Genomic DNA, 19,119 nt, shown 5'->3' on the forward strand with positions numbered 1-19,119 from the left:
CTAAGGCTTGACGAAGGGGCCGTCCTACTTCCCCTGCCAAACCGCCTTGCGCTTTTCCGCAAAGGCCGCTGCGCCCTCCCGAGCGTCGGCGGACGCGAACACCGGATCGGTGATCTCGCGCTGACGCGTGAACATCTCCGCAGTGGACCAGTCCCGCGACTCGCGCATCACGCGCTTGCTCGCGGCCACTGCAAGCGGCCCGTTCGCCACGATCTTCTGCGCGAGTTCGATCGCGCCCGCCAGCGCTGCGCCCGGCGCGGTGAGGCGGTTGACGAGGCCGAACTCGAACGCCCGTTGCGCGCCGAACATGTCGCCCGTCAGCACGAGTTCCATGGCGATGCGCTCCGGCAACTGCTGTTGCAGACGCAACAATCCACCCGCCGCCGCGCACAGCCCGCGCTTGACTTCGGGCAACCCGAACTGCGCGTTGTTCGCAGCCACCACGAGGTCGCTCGCCAGCACGACTTCGAAACCGCCCGCGAGGGCGTACCCTTCCGCCGCCGCAATGAGCGGCTTGCGCGGCGGCGCTTGCGTGAGCCCCGCAAAGCCGCGGCCCGGCAGGCTCGGCCGTTCGCCCTTCAGAAAGCCTTTCAGGTCCATGCCCGCGCAAAACGTGCCGCCCGCGCCCGTGATGATGGCGAGCCGCAGGTCGTCGCGCCGTTCCAGTTCGTCCAGCGCGGCGGCCATCGCTTCGGCCACCGCCTTCGTGCAGGCGTTGCGCGCCTCGGGACGGTTGATCGTGAGGATCTGGATACCGTCGCGATACTCGATCAGCAATTCGTCGTTCATGGTCGGCCTCACTCAGCGCGGCTGCATGCGAATCGCGCCGTCAAGGCGAATGGTCTCGCCGTTGAGCATCGGATTCTCGAGGATATGCAGCGCGAGCGCGGCGAATTCGTCAGCAACGCCTAAGCGCGGCGGAAACGGCACCATGCGGCCGAGCGATTCGCGAATCTCCTCGGGCAGGCGCGCGAGCAGCGGCGTATCGAACAAGCCCGGCGCGATCGTGCATACGCGTATGCCCTTGCTCGCCAGATCGCGCGCGGCCACGAGCGTCATGCCCACCACGCCCGCCTTCGACGACGCATACGGCACCTGCCCGATCTGCCCTTCGTACGCCGCCACCGATGCTGTGAGCACGCAGGCGCCGCGCTCGCCGCCCGCGTCGGGCTCGTTTCGCGCCATTGCCGCCGCCGCGAGACGCAGCGCGTTGAAGGTGCCGAAGAGATTCACGCGCACCACGTTCTCGTAGGCTTCGAGCGAGCCCGGCGAGCCGTCCTTTTCGATCAGACGCACCGCGCCGCCGCGGCCCGCGCAATGCACGAGCGAGCGCAGCGTGCCGCGCTGCGTCGCCGCCTCGAATACGGCGGTCATGTCGTCGGCGCTCGTCACATCGGCGGCCACGAAGTGCGCGTTCACGCCGAGTTCGTCGGCCACGGCTGCGCCGCGCGAGTTGGCGAGGTCGGCGATCACGACCTGCGCGCCCTTTGCCAGCAAACGCTTCGCGCTCGCGAGGCCCAGACCCGAAGCGCCGCCCGTTACCACTGCCACCGTGCCGGCGAATTTGTTCTGCTCGTCCATGTGTCGTTTCTCCTTCGTTGTTCGTGGTTGCGCTTTAGAGGCGTTCAATGAGCGTCGCGTTGGCCATCCCGCCCGCCTCGCACATCGTTTGCAGGCCGTAGCGGCCGCCGCTCACTTCGAGCGCGTTGAGCATCGTCGTCATCAAGCGCGCACCCGAGGCGCCGAGCGGATGCCCCAGCGCGATCGCGCCACCCGCCGGGTTCAGGCGCGCCGCGTCCGCGCCCAGCGACTTCTGCCAGGCGAGCGGCACGGCGGCGAACGCCTCGTTCACTTCGAAGTGCGAAATATCGTCGACGGTGAGACCGCGTTTCTTCAGCAGACGTTGCGTGGCGGGAATCGGCGCGGTCAGCATCATGAGCGGATCGTCGCCACAGACGTCGAACGCCACGATGCGTGCGCGCGGCTTCAACCCCAATTGCGCCGCCTTCTGCTCGCTCATGATGAGCAGCGCCGAGGCGCCGTCCGAGATTTGCGAGGCGTTGCCCGCCGTCACGTTCCAGCGGATGCCCGGAAACCGCTCTTGCAGTTCCGCGCTCTCGAACGAGGGTGCGAGGCCAGCGAGCCGCTCGACCGTGGTGCCGGCGCGGATCGTTTCGTCGAGGTTCACGCGGCGCACGCCCTCCGGTCCCGGAACCTCGATCGGCACGATCTCACGCGCGAACTGGCCGGCGGCGCGCGCGGCGTCGGCGCGACGGTGCGACTGCGCCGAGTAGGCGTCGAGTTCCTCGCGCGTGAGCGCCCACTTCTGCGCCACGAGATCAGCGCTCACGCCCTGGCCGACCATGCCTTCGGGATAGCGCGCGTGGTACAGCGCGCCATACGGATCGCGGCCGATGCGCGACGACCCCATCGGCACGCGGCTCATCGACTCCACGCCGCCGGCCACGACGATCTCGTTCACGCCCGCCATGATCGCCTGCGCCGCGAAATGGATGGCTTGCTGGCTCGAGCCGCACTTGCGCTCGATGGTGGTGGAAGGCACGTGCTGCGGAAAGCCCGCCGCGAGCCACGCGAGGCGGCCAGGCGTCGACGCCTGCTCGCCCACCTGACTCACGCAGCCGATCATCACGTCGTCCACGCTGCCGGGGTCGAGGTCATTGCGCTCGATCAACTGCTTGATGACCTGCGAAAGCAGATCCACAGGATGCAGGTCGACGAAAGCGCCGCCCACCTTGGTCCGGCCCATCGGGCTGCGCACTGCGTCGACGATTACCGCGGTGTTGGTCATGGTTCTCTCAACGGTTGGAAGTGTCATGAAAATGAATCAACTGACTCAAAATACATCTTACCGAATCACTATTTAAATAGTGGTAAACACATTTCGGTACAACTGGATCGTTTTTATTGATTTCTCGCTCGCGATCCGCAACACTGATTGCACAGCTTGACACCACGAGATCGAAAAAGGAGACATCGGCACGCGGCGGTCCGCGGCGCGGCAAAGCGACGGCGAAAAAATGAGCCAGGCGTCTTAAAAAATTGTTCCGGCGAGCATCAGAAAGCTAGAATCCGGGGTTTGCCGCGAGCCGCATCGGCGCGCCGCGCCCTTACCCCGACGAAGGACCCGAAATGAACGACCAGGCCAACTCCCGCACCGACGACGCCGCCGACTCGCAGCTCGTGAGTGCGCTTGCGCGCGGCATCCGGATCCTGCAGTGCTTTTCAATGGGAGACGCGGAGCTTTCGGCGCGCGATCTCGTCGAGCGCACGGGGTTGCCCAAGCCCACGGCGCTGCGGCTCATCAACACGCTCGCGGAGTTCGGCCTGCTGCGCTATTCGGAGCGCATTTCTAAGTATGTGCTCGGCACGGAGATGCTGAGCCTGACCGCTCCGGCGCTCGGCCGCATGACGATCCGGCAGATCGCGCGGCCGATGATGCAGGAGCTGGCCGACTACTGCCACGGTCAGGTCACGCTCGCGGTTGGGTACCGCCTGAACATGGCGTACGCCGAGGTGATTCAGGGCGAAGGCAGCGCGGTGTACCGCTCGGAAACGGGCACGCGGCTCTCGCTTTCGCGCACGGCGTCGGGCCGCGCGTATCTGTGGACCGTGCCCGGCGAGCAGCGCGAGCAGTACCTGCAGGAAACGCTCGCGCGCGACCCCGCAAAGGGCGAGTTGCTCGCGCAGCGCCTCGCGCAAGCACAGCAGGAGTTGCGCGCGCACGGTTGCACGATCTCGCACGGCGACATGCAGCGCGAGATCCATTCGGTGGCGATTCCGCTGTCCGCCCCGATCGACGACGAGTATTGGGTTTTTGGCTGTTCGATTGCAGTTTTCAATATCAGCGGCAACCAGCTGACCGACGACATCGCCCCGCGGCTGATGTCGCTCGTCAGGCGCGTGGAGGCAGCGCTCGGCAGCATGACTGGGGCCGCGCATGACATGGAGACGAGACCGTGGAGCGTGTCCGCGAACTAGCTGTAGCAGCACCCACGCGGGAAGCCCTGTGCTTCCCCGCACTCAACCAGACCATCACCTACAGGGAACTGGACGAACGCGCGGATCGCGTCGCGCATTGGCTCCTCGGCCTCGGCCTGCAACCCGGCGACGGCATCGCGCTGCTGTTCGAGAATCATCCGGCGCTCGCCGTCATCGCTATCGGCGCCGAACGCGCCGGCCTCTACTACACCCCTATCAGCATCCAGTTGAAAACACGCGAGGCCGCGCACGTCCTCAAGGACTGCGGCGCGCGCGTGCTGATCGTTTCGCAGGCCATGCATGAACTCGCGGCGGCGCTCGTGGCCGACGGTGCGGCGCAGGGCGTCGCCTGCTTCGTCGCGGGCGCTTCGCAGACGCCGCCCGGCTTCGCCTCGCTCGAAGCCGCGCTGGACAATGTCGATGCGAGCACGCCGCTGCCGCCCTTGCCGCGCGGTCGCGACTTCCTCTATTCGTCGGGCACGACCGGCCTGCCCAAGGGCATCCGCAAGCCGCTCGTGCCGTTCGAGTTGCGCGATGCCGACGACACCGAAACCGCGGCATGGCGAACGACCTTCGGCTTTAGCGCCGACTCTGTCTACCTGAGCACCGCGCCGCTCTACCATGCCGCGCCGCTGCGTTACCTCATCCGCTTGCTCCACACGGGCGGCCGAGCCATCGTGCTGCAGAAGTTCGACGCCGCGGCCGCGCTCGAAGCCATCACGCACTACCGAGTCACGCACAGCCAGTGGGTGCCGACGATGTTCATCCGCCTGCTGAACCTGCCAGAAGCCACGCGCGCGCGATACGACGTGAGCAGCCTGAGCGTGGCGATTCACGCCGCCGCGCCGTGCCCGCCGCACGTCAAGGAGCAGATGATCGCGTGGTTCGGCCCGGTGATCTACGAGTACTACACTGGCTCCGAAAGCGTGGGCCTCACGGCGATCAACTCGCACGAATGGCTCACGCATCGCGGGTCGGTGGGACGCTCGAAATATGGACAGATTCACATCATCGATGATGAGGATCACGAACTGCCTGTGGGTGAGATTGGCCGCGTGTTTTTCGAAGGCGGCCCCGCTTTCGAGTACCACAACGATCCGGTGAAGACGCGCAGCGTCTACAACCACCACGGATGGGCTACTTACGGCGACATCGGCCATGTCGATGCAGAAGGCTATTTGTACCTGAGCGACCGGCGCGCGGACCTCATCATTAGCGGCGGCGTGAACGTGTATCCGCAAGAGATCGAGAACGTGCTCGCCGAGCATCCAGCCGTGGCCGATGCCGCCGTGATCGGCGTGCCACACCCCGAGTTCGGCGAAGCCGTGAAGGCGGTCGTGCAACCGCGCGAGCGCGACGCCGCGAGCCCGCAGCTCGCCGATGAGTTGATTGCGTTCTGCCGCGAGCGCCTTTCGCATATCAAGGTGCCGCGCTCGATCGAATTCGAGGAGGCATTGCCGCGCCACGACAACGGCAAGCTGCTACGGCGCATTCTCAAGGAGCGTTACCGCCAGCCGGCAGCTTGATAAGGATAACGAAGTCACTAAAGGTACTGGAGACACAAAGTATGCGCACCGTATTCCGCGACGATCACGAAATCTTCCGCGAACAGGCCCGGCGCTTTATCGAGCGTGAAATCGTGCCGTTTCATCATCGATGGGAACAAGAAGGCATCGTGCCGAAGTCGGTATGGCGGCGAGCGGGCGAGGAAGGCCTGCTTTGCTGCACGATTCCCGAAGCGTACGGCGGCGGAGGCGGCGACTTCGGCCACGCGGCCATCATGATCGAGGAGCTGGCGCGCGTGAACGCGAGCGGCATCGGCTTTCCGCTGCATTCGGACATCGTCGCGCCTTATATCTTCGCGTACGGCACCGAAGTGCAAAAACGCGAGTGGCTGCCGAAGCTCGCACGCGGCGAGCATATTAGCGCCATCGCAATGACCGAACCGGGCACGGGCAGCGATCTCAAGTCAGTGCGCACCACGGCGCGCAAAGACGGGGACCACTACGTCATCAATGGCCAGAAGACCTTCATCACGAATGGCCAGAACGCAAGCCTCGTGATCGTGGTCTGCAAGACCGCGCCAGAACTGGGCGGCAAGGGCGTTTCCCTGCTCGTGGTCGAGGAAGGCACGCCTGGCTTCAGCAAGGGCCGCAAGCTCGACAAGATCGGCCTGCGGGCGCAAGACACGTCCGAGCTTTTCTTCGAGGACGTGCGCGTTCCCATCACGCAGCGGCTCGGCGAGGAGAACCAGGGCTTCTCGTACCTCATGCGCGAACTGGCGCAGGAGCGGCTCGTGATTGCGGTGCGCGCTGCTGCGTCGATCGAGGGCATGCTCGAGCGCACGATTCGCTATACGCGCGATCGCAAGGTGTTCGGCCAGGCGATCTTCGACTTCCAGAACGCACGCTTCAAGCTCGCGCATGCGCGCGCAAAGGCGGAAATGGTCCGCACTTATGTCGATGACTGCATTGCGCGGCATCTGCGGCGCGAGCTTTCGCCGGTAGACGCCGCCATGGCGAAGCTTAACGCCACCGAACTGCAGAACCAGTTGCTCGACGAATTCCTGCAGTTGCACGGCGGTTATGGCTACATGTCCGAGTATGTGGTGGGCACCGCGTGGGTGGATGCACGCGTCATGCGCATCTACGGAGGCACCGACGAGATCATGAAGGAAATCATCGCACGCACGCTGTGAAGGCGGATTGCTCCACATTCCGGGAAGCAGGCAGGAAGGCACACATGATCAAGCCTTTGGAAGGCGTTACCGTCGTGGAATTCGCGGGGCTCGGCCCCGCGCCGTTCTGCGGCATGCTGCTCGCGCAAATGGGCGCGCGCGTGATCTGCATCGGCCGCGAGGGCGCGCCCGCGCCAGCAGGACCGCTCGCGCGCGCTCGCGAATACGTTGCGCTCGACCTCAAGCGCGCCGATGACATGGCCCGCGCACTCGATCTGATCGCGAGCGCCGATGCGTTGATCGAAGGCTTTCGTCCCGGCGTGATGGAGCGGCTAGGACTCGGCCCGCAAGTGTGCCACGCCCGTCGCGCGTCGCTCGTCTACGGCCGCATGACCGGTTGGGGGCAATCCGGGCCGCTCGCGCACACGGCGGGCCACGACATCAACTACATCGCGATCTCGGGGGCGCTGCATGCGGTGGGTCTCGCGGGTGGCGATCCCGTGGTGCCGCTCAATCTGATCGGCGACTTCGGCGGCGGCGGCATGCTGCTCGCGTTCGGCGTGGTGGCCGCGATGCTGCGCGCGCGATCGACAGGCGTTGGCTGCGTGGTCGATGCCGCGATGACCGACGGCGCAGCCATGCTCATGAGCATGATGTACGGCTTCTACGCGGCGGGGCAATGGCAAGACGAGCGCGGGACGAATCTGCTCGATGGCGGCGCGCCCTTTTATCGCACGTATCGTTGCGCGGACAACCGTTATGTCGCCGTGGGCTGCATCGAGCCGCAGTTCTATGCGGCGTTCATGAAAGGGATCGGCGCGGAAGATCTGCTGGATCTGCCGCAACGCGACCGGGCGAACTGGCCGCGCGTGCAAGCACGCATTGCGCAGGCGCTCGGCACGCGCACGCGCGACGAATGGACCGCTGTGTTCGAAGGCAGCGATGCGTGTGTCACGCCCGTGCTGAGTCTTGCGGAAGCGCCGCTCGATGCGCACAACACCGCGCGCGGCGCGTTCGCGCGGAGCGGTGGCGCGTGGCAGCCGCAATCCGCGCCGCGCTTTGTGGACTATGGTGGCGAGGGCGCTTAGCCTCGTACTTTGCCCAGCTTTTCTTCCTCGTCGGCGAGCAAGGAAAGCTGGCCGCTCGCCACGATATGGCTGAGCGGCGCCGGGCGGCCAAGCAGGTAGCCCTGCACTTCGTCGCAGCCTTCATCGGCGAGCAGCGTGAGTTGCGCCTCGGTTTCAATGCCTTCGGCCAGCACCGGAATGCCAAGGCTCTTGCCGAGCGCGAGCACCGCGCGAATGATCGCGGTGGCCTGCCGGCTCGACCCGGCCTCGCCCACAAAGGACTGATCGAGCTTGATCTTGTCGAATGGGAACGAGCGCAGCGTGTCGAGCGACGAATAACCTGTGCCGAAGTCGTCGAGCGCGATATTCACGCCGATCGCCTTGATCCGCTGCAGCACGTCGAGCGAGCGCTCGCGGTCCGCGAAAATGGCCGTCTCGGTCAGTTCGAGTTCGAGGCGTTCGGGCGCGAGGCCGGTCTCGACCAGCACGGTCTCGACGAGCTTCGGCAGGTCTGCATGGGAGAGCTGCACAGGCGAAAGATTTACGGCCACCTTGTAAGGCGGCAACCACGAAACGGCATGCGCGCACGCCTCGCGCAGCACCCATGCGCCAATGCCGAGAATGAGGCCGTTCTCTTCGGCGAGCGGAATGAATTCGGCGGGCGAGATGAAGCCAAGGCGCGGGTGCTCCCAGCGCAGCAGCGCTTCATAGCCGCAAATGTCGCCGCTTGCGATCGAGGTTTGCACCTGGTAGTGCACGCTCAACTGCCCGCGCGCGAGCGCCTCGCGCAAGTCGTGCGTGAGTGAGCGGCGCGCCCGCGCGATCTCGTCCATCGCCGGCTCGTAGAAGCACACCGACTGTGCGAGGTCCGCCTTTGCGCGGTACATGGCAAGGTCGGCGTTGTTGATGAGCACCGTCTTGGTGGTGGCGTCGTCGGGATAGATGGCCACGCCAAGGCTCGCGCCCGAAAGCACTTCGGCGTCGTCGTAGCGCACCGGCCGGTACAGCGCGGTTTCGAGGCGCGAGAGCAGATCGCCGAGATCCTCGCGCGAGGCGAAGCGCGTCAGCGCCACGAACTCGTCGCCGCCCACGCGCGCAATGAACTCGCCTTCGCGCATCAGGCTCGAAAGACGCCGCGCGAGAATGCGCAGCACTTCGTCGCCGGCGTGATGACCGTGCAGGTCGTTGATTTCCTTGAAGCGGTTCAGGTCGATGCCAATGAGCGCAAGCTTGCGCGTGTCCTGCGTGCGCGCGAGTTCGGCGTCGATGCGTGCATTGAAGCTCGCGCGATTGGGCAGGCCTGTGAGCATGTCGCTCATCGCCATCGTGCGCAGATGCTCGACGGATTCGGCGCGCACGCTGTCGTCGAGCAGAAAGCTCACGCAGCCCGCGCCCGCGATCACGAGCGCCATGCACGCCACAGCGAGCGCAAGCGCTTGCAGCGCGGCGGGATTCGAGAAGTGCCCGTCAATTGGCATCGGCATGACCTGGAACGCGGACATGCCGGTGAAGTGCAGCGCGGCAATGGCGAGTGCGAGCACGCCCGCGACGACGCGAGCGCTGGCGTCGGCGTTTGCCCGCGCGCTGGCCGCGTCCTCCTGCGGGCGCCTGGCCGCCAGGCCGGCGAGATGCAGCGCAAACGCGCTGATCGCGACCGCGAACACGATCGACAGGGCGACGCCAACGCGATTCCAGATCACGATGCCTTGCACGCGATACGCGAGCATGCCCGCGTAATGCATGAGCGCGACCGCCAGCCCGACGATCGCGCCGCCGAGCGCGGGCGCCGCGCGCGTAAGGCGGTTCGCGGCCCGGCTCGTGGCGAGCAGAAACCCAGCGAAGCTGCCCACGAGCGCGATGAGCAGCGAGGCGATGGTCAGGACGGGATCGAAGGCGATCGGCACACCCGGCTCGAAGCCCAGCATTGCGATGAAGTGTGTGCACCAGATATCGGCGGCGGCGACCACGGCTGCGATGAACGACCAGCCGAGGCGCTGCAGCGAACGCGTGGCGAACGCGCGCAGAATGAGCCGTGCGGTGACCCACGAGCCCGCGACGCAAATCAGCAGCGCGACGGCGACGAGCCAGAGATTGTGCTTGTAGACGATGCAGCCCACTACGCTCATCACGGGAAAGTCTCCTTGTTCACCACACGTTCACCCGGGCCTCGCGCCACATTATCACGACAATGCGACGAGGCCGAGCACCTCACGCAGCTTCCCGCTCGTCGCGTGCAGCGACGACGACGCGGCGGCCGCTTCGTTCACCAGCGCGGCGTTGCGGCGCGTGGTGTCGTCCATCTGCGCGACCATGGCGTTGACCTGCTCGATGCCCTGTGCCTGCTCGTGGCTCGACGCTGTGATCTCACCCATGATGGCGGCCGCGCGGCCAATGCTGCGCACCACGCTTTCCATCGCGGCGCGCGCCTCGCCGGCGAGCTGTGTGCCCGCGCCGACCTCGTTCGCCGAGTTCTCCACGAGTTGCTGGATCTCGCGCGCCGCAGCCGAGGCGCGCTGCGCGAGGCTGCGCACTTCGCCGGCGACCACGGCGAAGCCGCGTCCCTGCTCGCCGGCGCGCGCGGCTTCCACGGCCGCGTTGAGCGCGAGAATATTGGTCTGAAACGCAATGCCCTCGATCACGTCGACGATCTCGAAGATACGCCTGGCCGAGGCTTCGATGGCGCCCATCGTCGTCGTCATGCGCGCGACGACGTCGTCGCCTGCCTGCGCGACCGTCGACGCCTCGCGGGCGAACGCGCTCGCCTCGCGCGCGTGCTCCGCGCTCGCCTTGACCGTGCGCGTAAAGACGTCCATCGACGCGACCGTTTCTTCCAGGCTACCCGCCTGGTGCTCGGTCCGCGCGCTCAGGTTCGCGTTGCCTTGCGCGATTTCGAGCGCAGCCTGCTCCACATGTGCCGTGCTCGTGCTCACCTCGTGCATGGCGCGCGCCATCTGGGCGATCGCCCCTTTGAGCGCGACCGCCGTGGGGGCGCTCGCCGGAATGCCTTCGACCGCGAGGCACACCTCGCGCTCGCGCACCACGCTGCGCACGATGTCCGACAGTTCCGCCGCCTCGATGGCCGCCACGCGCAGACGATGCGCAAGCACGATTTCGACGGCGGTTTGCGCGACCACGTAGGCGGCATGCAGCAGCACGCGCGGCAGGTTCGCCTCGCGCGTGCAGTACACGGCGAAGTTGAGCGCCTGCAGCCGGTCGAACGCGAGGTGATGCACGGCGAAGAATCCCGCGGCGAGCACAATCGGGCGCCAGTCGCGATAGACGAGCAAGAGGCCGAGCAGCACGAACACGCCGAAATGGAATTCGGTCACGCCATGCGCCGCCTGGATATGCAGCGCGACGAGCGCGGCGTTGGCGAGTGTGAGCACGACGCGGGAAAGCGCCGTGCCGCGCGCGCAGAAAAACACGAAGCTGCCGGCGCCGAGGAATATCGCAGCGCCCACAAGCGCAAGCTGCGGTTCGTAATAGACGAAGCCGATCAGCACCGCCGCGATAGCGGAGAGAACGAGCGTGCAATACATCACCGCGTCGGCGGCGCGCGCGACGTCATCGAGTGCGCGAATGGCTACGCGCTGTTGCGAGCCGGACGGTCGAAGCGGCTGCGTGCGACCCGGCGAATCTGCCAGCATGAACGACACTTGGATGAGGAAATAAAAGTTGCAGGTGGGCGTTAATGCGGCGGCGGCTGGTGGACCTTGATGCACCTGATCGAATTCGGCTGCAAAAAGAGCCGCCGTAATAGCGTCGGCGCGACTCGTTCGCGGGATCAGCAAGAAAATCGGGACCCGCGCACGAGTTTACGGCAGCGAATAAGGAAACTTCAGGAAACCCTTTATGGCACAAGTATTTGCAAACGTTTGCAGCGTTTTGGTCCCATTTTAATTTTTTGCAAGGAATGAAAAGGCATTGATTTACGCTTGTCGAAAGCCGTCAGTCGACGACATCCACCCGTTGCGGCAGGAGAAATTACCAATAGCACGATCGTTCTATTTTGGGTAGGTTTCTCAACTTCTCCTCCCATGATGCGAGACCGTTCCGCCATGTCGCTGATCCTTTCCCGCCGCGATCTGAACTTCCTGCTCTATGAATGGCTCGATGTCGAAAGCCTCACGCGCATCGAGCGTTACGCCGACCACACGCGCGAAACCTTCGATGCCGCGCTCGACACCTGCGAGAAGATCGCCACCGACCTCTTCGCGCCGCACAACAAGAAGAACGATCAGCACGAGCCGCACTTCGACGGCGAGACAGTCACGATCATCCCCGAGGTGAAGGCCGCGTTGAAGGCATTCAGCGACGCGGGCTTGATGGCCGCGGGCCAGGACTATGAGTACGGCGGCATGCAGTTGCCGCTCGTCGTCGAGAAGGCAGGCTTCGCGTGGTTCAAGGGCGCGAATGTAGGCACGAGCGCCTACCCGTTCCTCACCATCGGCAACGCGAACCTGTTGCTCGCGCACGGCAGCGCCGCGCAGATCGACACCTTCGTGCGCCCCGAACTGGAAGGCCGCTATTTCGGCACGATGTGTCTTTCCGAGCCGCAGGCGGGCTCTTCGCTTTCCGATGTCGCCACGCGCGCCGAATTCGAATGCGACTCGCCGCTCGGCGCGCAATATCGTCTGCGTGGCAACAAGATGTGGATCTCGGGCGGCGAGCACGAGCTTTCCGAGAACATCGTGCATCTCGTGCTCGCCAAGATTCCCGGCCCCGACGGCAAGCTCACTCCGGGCGTCAAAGGCATCTCGCTTTTCGTCGTGCCCAAGTACCTCGTGAACGAGGACGGCACGCGCGGCGAGCACAACGACGTCGTGCTCGCGGGCCTGAACCACAAGATGGGGTATCGCGGCACGACGAACTGCCTGCTGAATTTCGGCGAAGGCACGAAATACACGCCGGGCGGCCGGGCGGGCTCAATCGGCTATCTCGTGGGCGAGCCGCATCACGGGCTCGCGTACATGTTCCATATGATGAACGAGGCGCGCATTGGCGTCGGGCTCGGCGCTACGATGCTCGGCTATACCGGCTATCTGCATGCGCTCGACTACGCGCGCAATCGTCCGCAAGGGCGTCCTTTGGGCTCGGCGGGCAAGGACCCGGCTTCGTCCCAGGTGAGGCTGGTCGAGCACGCCGACGTGCGCCGCATGCTGCTCGCGCAAAAGAGCTATGTGGAAGGCGCGCTCGCGCTCAACCTCTGGTGCGCCAAACTCGTGGACGAAACGAACGCGGCCAGTGGCGCCGAGCGCGAGCCGCTCTCGCTGCTCCTCGACCTGCTCACACCCATCGCGAAGAGTTGGCCCTCGCAATGGTGTCTCGCCGCCAACGATCTCGCCATTCAGGTACACGGCGGCTATGGCTACACGCGCGAGTACAACGTCGAGCAGTTCTATCGCGACAACCGTCTCAATCCGATTCACGAAGGTACGCACGGCATTCAGGGGCTCGACCTGCTCGGCCGCAAGGTCGTCATCAAGGACGGTGCGGCGCTCAAGATCTTCGTGCAGCGCGTCCAGGCAACGCTAGAGCGCGCGCACGCTTCGGGCGCTGCCGACGACGCCGCCCACGCCAGCGCGCTCGCGGCCGCACTCAAGCGGCTCACGGAAGTGACGCGGCAGTTGTGGGCAGCAGGCGACCCGGCAGTGACGCTCGCCAATGCTTCGGTGTACCTGGAAGCGTTCGGCCACGTGGTCATGGCCTGGGTGTGGCTCGAACAGGCGCTCGTGACGCGCGCGGCGCTCGCCATGCCTGCTGGATCAAGCGGTGAGGAGGCGGACTTCTATCGTGGCAAGCTCGCGGCGGCCGCGTACTTCTTTGCGTGGGAGTTGCCGAAAACAAGTGCGCAGTTCGATCTGCTCGCCTCGCTCGACCGCACGACGCTCGACATGCAGGACGCCTGGTTCTGAGCCCGGCGAATGAGGCGATGTCGTGTCGGGACTAACGCCCCGGCACGACAGACGACCGCGAGTCCTTTCCCCCCGCGAATTTCGTAGCCTCCGAGCACCTGAACCGGCGCTCCACTGTTGAGTGAACTACCGCGGCCTGAAGGCCGGCGCTTCGAAACCCTCGCGGGTTCCGGTTTCTGCTTCGAAGCGGGCTGCCGGTTGTCGGCCTAAGCCGCAAGCCGGACTTGCGCCCGCTCCACAGACATTTCCACGCACTGCTGCGCGGCCTCCGGCGTCCCACCGGTCCCTGAAACCTTGCGTCGAAACGCGGTACGCTTCTTCGTTTTCGGGGCGTCGTACGCGCCACGGCCGTCCACTGTGAACGGCAACGCGAAGCCATCGTAGTCCTGGCAGCGCAGCGATCTAACGCCGCGCTGAAAAGCAAAGCGCCCCAAAAGGCGAGACAGACGTCCGCCGTTTGGGGCGCTGCGCGGCGCCTCGCGCGAAGGCACCGCATCACATCGTTTCACTTCACCTCACGGGCGCACGAGCGTCAGTTCGCCGCCTGTTGCTCGAAACGCCTGAGCAGTTCGTTGCCGCGCGAGTTGGCCGAGTCGAGCGCCTGCTGCGGCGTCTTGGCGCCCGTCCACACCTGCTCAAGTTCTTCATCGACGATCGTGCGGATCTGCGGCATGTTGCCAAGGCGCAGGCCCTTGGTCCACGGCAGCGGCGGCTTGTTGAGCATCTGCTTCGTGGCCGTGTCGGCGCCCGGGTGCGATGCGTAGAAGCCCTGTTGCTGCGTGAGTTCGTACGCAGCCTTCGTGACCGGCAGATAGCCAGTGTCCTGATGCCATTTCGCGGCCACGGCCGGCGAGCTCAGATACGCGAGGAATTTCGCCACGCCCTTGTAGACCTCGGGATTCTTGCCGCCCAGCACCCACAGGCTCGCCCCGCCGATGATGGCGTTCTGCGGCGCGCCCTTCACGCTCGGGTCATACGGCATCATGCCGGTGCCGAACTTGAACTTCGCATATTGCTGGACATTCGCGAGCGCGCCCGACGATCCCATCATGATCCCGCAGTCGCCGCTATAGAACTTGGCGGTGGCCTCGTCCTTGCGCCCCACGTACGTGAACGTACCCTGCTTCGCCATGTCCTGCAGGAAGGCGATATGCGCGACCTGCAGCGGCTTGTTGATTTCAAGCTGCGCGTCGAGGCCGTCGAACCCGTTGTTGCGCGTCGCGATCGGCGCGCCGTGCCAGGCGCTGTAGTTCTCGATCTGGATCCAGCCTTGCCAGCCCGTGGTGAAGCCGCAGCTCATGCCCGAAGCCTTGAGCTTCGCGGCGGCCGCAGCGACTTCGGGCCAGGTCTTCGGCGGCGCGTCGGGAAGGCCGGCCTTCTTGAAGGCGTCGCGGTTGTAGTAGAGCACCGGAGTCGAACTGTTGAACGGCATCGACACGAGATGGCCCGTCTTTGCGTCGCTGTAGTAACTCGCGATCGTCGGCACAAAGGCCTTTTCGTCGAGCGGCGCGCCGGCGGTCTTCATCACGTCGTACACGGGCAGCACGGCCTTCTTCGCGTTCATCATCGTGGCGGTGCCGACTTCGTACACCTGCAGGATGGCGGGCGCGTCGCCGCTGCGATAGGCCGCGATGCCGGCGGCGAGCGTCTGGTCGTAGGTGCCCTTGAAGACGGGCACGATCTTGTATTCGCTCTGCGAAGCGTTGAACTGCTGCGCGATGTCATTCACGCGCTGGCCGAGTTCGGACTCCATGGCGTGCCAGAACTGGATTTCGGTGGCGGCATGCGCGGCTTGCGCGCCGCCGGCCAGCACCACGGCGGCCATCAGCGTGCGCAAGCGGCCGCGCGTTCCCGCGCGTTGTATCTCGTGCTTTTTCATCTGCGTCTTCTTCCAGTTATTGATTTGTCCCGGGAGATGCGCGCGATGAGGCGCGGTTCGGGACTTTGGTTCAGGACTTCGATTTTCGACTTCGATACACCGGGCCGCCCACCGGCGGTCGTTCATAGGCGCGCACGGCACCCTCGGCCCAAGGCAGGGCAAGGGTAGCACAGCGATTGGGACACCCGTGTGATGGCTCGTCAGTTGTCCACGGGGTCGTGGCAGCAGACGCAGAGCTTGTTGCCTTCAGGATCGCGAAAGTACGCGCCGTAGTAGTTCGGGTGATAGTGAGCACGCCCGCCCGGCGCGCCGTCGTCGGAGCCGCCGTGTGCGAGCGCGGCGGCGTAAGCGGCGTCGACTGCCGCGCGCGACGGCGCGAGCAGCGCGATCATCTGGCCGTTGCCGGGCTGCGCGGGGTTGCCGTCCCACGGACGGCCCACCAGGAAGAGTGGGCGCGGCACGCCCGGCTCCACCCAGCCCGCCCAAGGATAGTCGGGCTCACGGAACTTCAGCGCGAAGCCCAGCGCCTCCATGACCGGGGAATAGAAAACAAATGCCTGCTCAAAATCGTTTACGCCGATATAGACGTGAGAAATCATCGCCATCGTCTCTGCCTCCTGATTTGCGGATGCGAGTGGGTGCGGTGTCACCCGCGTCGTTGCGCCACGAACAGCACCGAAGCCGGCTTGCCGCTGCGCGGGTCGAGCGGTTCGCGCAGCGCGCGCAGGGCGAGGCCGCTCGTCCCGAGCAGCGCGATCCAACATTCGAGCGTTCGAAAGTACCACGGCGGCGCGTCGCGAAACGCACTGCTGAATCCGGCCCACGATCCGGGGCGCCAGCCGTCGACATAAGGTTCATCGCCGCATGCCATGAGCGGATGCAGCGTCTGCACGATGAGCGTACCTTGCGGCTCCAGCAACGCGGGCACCACGCGCAGCAGATCGTCGACGCAGGTCGAGCCGATGAGCGAAAAATTGCACACCACCGCATCGGCGCGGCAGTCCAGTGCGCCCCGCGCGATCTGCTCGTAGGTTAGCAGACGGCAGTCTGCGAGCCCGGCCTCACGCGCGGCCTCCACGAGTTCGGGCACCGCGTCCACGCCTGTGACCGCGATGCCGCGGCGCGCGAGCGCCAGCGCGAGCCAGCCTTCGCCGCAGCCGAGATCGATCACGCTGCGCGGCGAGCACGCGAGCACGGCGTCGAGCACCGCCGCGTCCGTCGCGAGGCGACGGCTCGCGATCTCGCCGCCGCGCACGGCAGCGATCCAGGGCGTCGCGTTGCGCTGCCATGATGCGAGGACTTCGGCGTCGGTGCGGATATCGCGATTCATAGGTCTCCTCGTCAACGCGGATCGTGGATGTTCCACGCGAACGCGTATTATGCGCGCCGCCGGACACCCTCAGCGACGCGCGAACACGGCTGCAAGAAGACGGGCTTCGCGAGCTACGAACCGAAGAACGGCACACAAAAGCCGGCCGGCCCGACGCAATCGCCGGGGCCATTGGGCTGCGGATGCAGGTTCGCGCATCCGGAGAAGGCCGCGGCGACCGTTACGCACAGCGTGGCGCGCAACACATAAGAAAGAATGCGTGATTTCATGAATGAGATGGGATGAGCCGACATTGACTGGCCGCGGCGCGAGGTTCCGTCGCGACGCGCGGCCGGCTTCGCCGCGACGCAAACACGCGACCGGCGTCAGTGATGCGCGTACAGCGTTCGATCGAGCGTCTGGATCTGCCCGTCGCGCTCGGCGTGCACCAGTTCGTGGCGCACCTGTGCGCGTGTGACCGGCGCGTCGCCTTGCGGAACTTGTGGACTCGCCAACTGCTGCACGGACGCTGGTGGTGCGCTCGCCGCCTGTGCATGCGCAAGCGCCGATATCGACAGCATGATTGCGACGCACGCGCCGCTCTTGAATATCTTCACCTCGTTTCTCCTTTGCGGCCTCGCGGGCCGGGGTCATCGGTCGTGGCCGCAAGCGTTGGCCGCTGCGGCAGCGAATCGGATTGCGACTCGTGAGGCAAGGATAGAGGCGCGACTTTCGCCAAACATCCGCACGAAAATGAAGAAATGTTTAATCGGCGACGTGTCAGTATCGGCATCGATATTTATTTAGTTATTCTTATCAACTGTAAAAATGCGCCGCAAAAAAACAACGCCAGCTCATGTCACATGCCTTGTGAAGCCGAACTGGCGGCGCATTGGCGCTCATGCGCTTTCTGAAACTCAGTCTTTCCGTTTTTCAAATTCGTCCACGCAGCGCGATACGCATAATCGCCGCTGAATTTCGGGCCGCCCGCCGCTTCGTGCCTTCGCGTGCGTTCGCGCGCCGCGATTTCACTCTCACACATGCCACTCATCAACGAAGACCATTCAATGAAAAAAACCGCTCTCGCCGCCGCCTTTGCGCTGGCATCGTTCGCCTCCCTCGCCCACGCGCAAAGCAGCGTGACGCTCTACGGCTCGCTCGACACCTCCGTTGCCTGGTTCGGCAACCAGCAAGGCAAGAACGGCTCGGGCGGCACGTTTCAGATGATGTCCGGCAACCTGTCGCCGAACCTCTGGGGCCTGCGCGGCAGCGAAGATCTCGGCAATGGTCTCTCGGCGATCTTCAAGCTCGAAAGCGGCTTCAACATCGACAACGGCAAGCAGAACCAGGGCGGTCGCCTCTTCGGCCGCACGGCGATGGTCGGCCTGAATTCGAGTACCGCCGGCGCCGTCACGCTCGGCCGCCAGTACGATCCGCTCATCGACCTGCTGCAGCCGCTCACCAACGACGGCGCATTCGGCTCCGCATTCGCCACGCCGGGCGACATGGACAACTACGACAACAGTTACCGCACCAGCAACTCGATCAAGTACGCGAGCCCTAACTTCGGCGGCCTGCAAATGAGCGCGATGTACGCGTTCGGCGGCCAGCCGGGCAGCACCGGCGCGGGCCAGACGTGGGCCGTGGCGGCCGCGTACAACCATGGTCCGTTCGGCTTCGGCGCGGGCTACTTCAAGGCCAACAGCAACGGCGGCACGGTCGCGACGTTCGACGGCCTGAATCCGAACACCGATGTGAACGTGGACTCCGCCGCCATCACGGGCGGCTTCGTCTCCGCGAACTCGCTGCAGATCATTCGTGCGGCCGGCGACTACACGTACGGGCCGGTGACGGCAGGTCTCGCGTACAGCAACGTCGAGTACGCGAACTATCAGAGCGCGGCCGGCACGAACAGCAACACGAAGTTCAACACGGGCCAGGCCTTCATCAACTATCAGGTCACGCCGGTCGCGCTCCTGGGCTTCGGCTACAACTACACGAAGGGTCATGGCAACGGCGTGGACGCGAGCTACAACCAGTTCAGCCTGGGCGGCGATTACTTCCTCTCCAAACGCACCGACATCTACGCGCTCGCGGGCTACCAGAAGGCGTCAGGCAAGACGATCGACGCGCAGACGGGTGAACTCGTCGACGCGGTCGCGTCGTTCGGCGACTTCGGCAACGATGCGACCAACGACAAGCAGGCAATGGTGATGGTCGGCCTGCGTCACAAGTTCTGATTCGCGTCGCGCGCGGCGAGCGCACTGGAAATC

At 65.2% G+C, this 19,119-nt stretch carries 16 protein-coding genes; 6 read left to right on the forward strand and 10 right to left on the reverse strand.

The window, feature by feature from the left end; genetic code table 11:
• Nucleotides 1–24: 24 nt before the first annotated feature.
• Genes L0U83_RS31420 through L0U83_RS31430 form a run of 3 tightly spaced genes read right to left on the reverse strand, consistent with a single transcriptional unit; the run spans nt 25 to nt 2,809 of the window.
• Nucleotides 25–789, reverse strand: a complete 765-nt coding sequence (locus L0U83_RS31420; RefSeq protein ID WP_233888099.1) for a crotonase/enoyl-CoA hydratase family protein — start codon at nt 787–789, stop codon at nt 25–27.
• A 12-nt stretch (nt 790–801) separates the two neighbouring features.
• Nucleotides 802–1,581 carry an SDR family NAD(P)-dependent oxidoreductase gene (locus L0U83_RS31425; RefSeq protein WP_233888100.1) on the reverse strand — a complete coding sequence of 260 codons (780 nt, stop codon included), beginning with the start codon at nt 1,579–1,581 and terminating at the stop codon, nt 802–804.
• A 34-nt stretch (nt 1,582–1,615) separates the two neighbouring features.
• Nucleotides 1,616–2,809, reverse strand: coding sequence for a thiolase family protein (locus tag L0U83_RS31430; protein WP_233888101.1), 1,194 nt, complete (start codon nt 2,807–2,809; stop codon nt 1,616–1,618).
• A gap of 341 nt (nt 2,810–3,150) precedes the next feature.
• On the opposite strand from L0U83_RS31430, the gene L0U83_RS31435 reads away from it, so the two are divergent.
• The 4 genes from L0U83_RS31435 to L0U83_RS31450 are packed head-to-tail and all read left to right on the forward strand — an operon-like array spanning nt 3,151 to nt 7,764.
• Nucleotides 3,151–3,999, forward strand: a complete 849-nt coding sequence (locus L0U83_RS31435) for an IclR family transcriptional regulator (RefSeq protein ID WP_233888102.1) — start codon at nt 3,151–3,153, stop codon at nt 3,997–3,999.
• A complete protein-coding gene (locus L0U83_RS31440; protein ID WP_233888103.1) occupies nt 3,978–5,525 on the forward strand; it encodes an AMP-binding protein in 1,548 nt (515 codons plus the stop codon). Before L0U83_RS31435 ends, L0U83_RS31440 begins: the two co-directional genes overlap by 22 nt.
• A gap of 41 nt (nt 5,526–5,566) precedes the next feature.
• Complete coding sequence (locus tag L0U83_RS31445; RefSeq protein ID WP_233888104.1) at nt 5,567–6,697, forward strand: acyl-CoA dehydrogenase family protein; 1,131 nt, start codon at nt 5,567–5,569, stop codon at nt 6,695–6,697.
• Nucleotides 6,698–6,741: 44 nt separating this feature from the next.
• Nucleotides 6,742–7,764: a CaiB/BaiF CoA transferase family protein gene (locus L0U83_RS31450; RefSeq protein ID WP_233888105.1), complete on the forward strand. Its 1,023-nt coding sequence runs from the start codon at nt 6,742–6,744 to the stop codon at nt 7,762–7,764.
• On the opposite strand, the gene L0U83_RS31455 is transcribed toward L0U83_RS31450, so the two are convergent.
• Complete coding sequence (locus L0U83_RS31455) at nt 7,761–9,869, reverse strand: putative bifunctional diguanylate cyclase/phosphodiesterase (RefSeq protein WP_233889076.1); 2,109 nt, start codon at nt 9,867–9,869, stop codon at nt 7,761–7,763. The two genes, L0U83_RS31450 and L0U83_RS31455, sit on opposite strands and share 4 nt — an antisense overlap.
• Before the next feature lie 54 nt (nt 9,870–9,923).
• Entirely contained in the window at nt 9,924–11,390 is a 1,467-nt protein-coding gene (locus L0U83_RS31460; protein WP_233888106.1) for a methyl-accepting chemotaxis protein, read from the reverse strand.
• Nucleotides 11,391–11,801: 411 nt separating this feature from the next.
• Here L0U83_RS31460 and L0U83_RS31465 point away from each other — a divergent pair, with 411 nt between their 5' ends.
• Nucleotides 11,802–13,658, forward strand: coding sequence for an acyl-CoA dehydrogenase (locus tag L0U83_RS31465; RefSeq protein WP_233888107.1), 1,857 nt, complete (start codon nt 11,802–11,804; stop codon nt 13,656–13,658).
• A gap of 532 nt (nt 13,659–14,190) precedes the next feature.
• On the opposite strand, the gene ugpB is transcribed toward L0U83_RS31465, so the two are convergent.
• The 5 genes from ugpB to L0U83_RS31490 all read right to left on the reverse strand — a co-directional run bounded on the left by ugpB (nt 14,191) and on the right by L0U83_RS31490 (nt 17,463).
• Nucleotides 14,191–15,483 carry a sn-glycerol-3-phosphate ABC transporter substrate-binding protein UgpB gene (gene ugpB / locus L0U83_RS31470; RefSeq protein WP_233889077.1) on the reverse strand — a complete coding sequence of 431 codons (1,293 nt, stop codon included), beginning with the start codon at nt 15,481–15,483 and terminating at the stop codon, nt 14,191–14,193.
• Between the two features lie 254 nt (nt 15,484–15,737).
• On the reverse strand, nt 15,738–16,136 hold the full coding sequence (locus L0U83_RS31475; protein WP_233889078.1) for a VOC family protein: 399 nt from the start codon (nt 16,134–16,136) through the stop codon (nt 15,738–15,740).
• 47 nt (nt 16,137–16,183) lie between these two features.
• On the reverse strand, nt 16,184–16,867 hold the full coding sequence (locus L0U83_RS31480; RefSeq protein ID WP_233888108.1) for a class I SAM-dependent methyltransferase: 684 nt from the start codon (nt 16,865–16,867) through the stop codon (nt 16,184–16,186).
• Between the two features lie 113 nt (nt 16,868–16,980).
• Nucleotides 16,981–17,136, reverse strand: a complete 156-nt coding sequence (locus L0U83_RS31485; RefSeq protein WP_233888109.1) for a hypothetical protein — start codon at nt 17,134–17,136, stop codon at nt 16,981–16,983.
• Nucleotides 17,137–17,232: 96 nt separating this feature from the next.
• Nucleotides 17,233–17,463 (reverse strand): DUF4148 domain-containing protein, encoded by a 231-nt coding sequence (locus L0U83_RS31490; RefSeq protein WP_233888110.1) that lies wholly within the window; start codon nt 17,461–17,463, stop codon nt 17,233–17,235.
• Nucleotides 17,464–17,913: 450 nt separating this feature from the next.
• Here L0U83_RS31490 and L0U83_RS31495 point away from each other — a divergent pair, with 450 nt between their 5' ends.
• Nucleotides 17,914–19,086 carry a porin gene (locus L0U83_RS31495; RefSeq protein ID WP_233888111.1) on the forward strand — a complete coding sequence of 391 codons (1,173 nt, stop codon included), beginning with the start codon at nt 17,914–17,916 and terminating at the stop codon, nt 19,084–19,086.
• Nucleotides 19,087–19,119 lie beyond the last annotated feature (33 nt).

The organism is Paraburkholderia flagellata (genome assembly GCF_021390645.1).
GTDB lineage: Bacteria > Pseudomonadota > Gammaproteobacteria > Burkholderiales > Burkholderiaceae > Paraburkholderia > Paraburkholderia flagellata.

Coding starts and splice junctions, on each gene's coding strand:
- L0U83_RS31420 (WP_233888099.1), bottom strand. CDS start 789: ATGAACGACGAATTGCTGATCGAGTATCGCGACGGTATCCAGATCCTC.
- L0U83_RS31425 (WP_233888100.1), bottom strand. CDS start 1,581: ATGGACGAGCAGAACAAATTCGCCGGCACGGTGGCAGTGGTAACGGGC.
- L0U83_RS31430 (WP_233888101.1), bottom strand. CDS start 2,809: ATGACCAACACCGCGGTAATCGTCGACGCAGTGCGCAGCCCGATGGGC.
- L0U83_RS31435 (WP_233888102.1), top strand. CDS start 3,151: ATGAACGACCAGGCCAACTCCCGCACCGACGACGCCGCCGACTCGCAG.
- L0U83_RS31445 (WP_233888104.1), top strand. CDS start 5,567: ATGCGCACCGTATTCCGCGACGATCACGAAATCTTCCGCGAACAGGCC.
- L0U83_RS31450 (WP_233888105.1), top strand. CDS start 6,742: ATGATCAAGCCTTTGGAAGGCGTTACCGTCGTGGAATTCGCGGGGCTC.
- L0U83_RS31455 (WP_233889076.1), bottom strand. CDS start 9,869: ATGAGCGTAGTGGGCTGCATCGTCTACAAGCACAATCTCTGGCTCGTC.
- L0U83_RS31460 (WP_233888106.1), bottom strand. CDS start 11,390: ATGCTGGCAGATTCGCCGGGTCGCACGCAGCCGCTTCGACCGTCCGGC.
- L0U83_RS31465 (WP_233888107.1), top strand. CDS start 11,802: ATGTCGCTGATCCTTTCCCGCCGCGATCTGAACTTCCTGCTCTATGAA.
- ugpB (WP_233889077.1), bottom strand. CDS start 15,483: ATGGCCGCCGTGGTGCTGGCCGGCGGCGCGCAAGCCGCGCATGCCGCC.
- L0U83_RS31475 (WP_233889078.1), bottom strand. CDS start 16,136: ATGATTTCTCACGTCTATATCGGCGTAAACGATTTTGAGCAGGCATTT.
- L0U83_RS31480 (WP_233888108.1), bottom strand. CDS start 16,867: ATGAATCGCGATATCCGCACCGACGCCGAAGTCCTCGCATCATGGCAG.
- L0U83_RS31485 (WP_233888109.1), bottom strand. CDS start 17,136: ATGAAATCACGCATTCTTTCTTATGTGTTGCGCGCCACGCTGTGCGTA.
- L0U83_RS31495 (WP_233888111.1), top strand. CDS start 17,914: ATGAAAAAAACCGCTCTCGCCGCCGCCTTTGCGCTGGCATCGTTCGCC.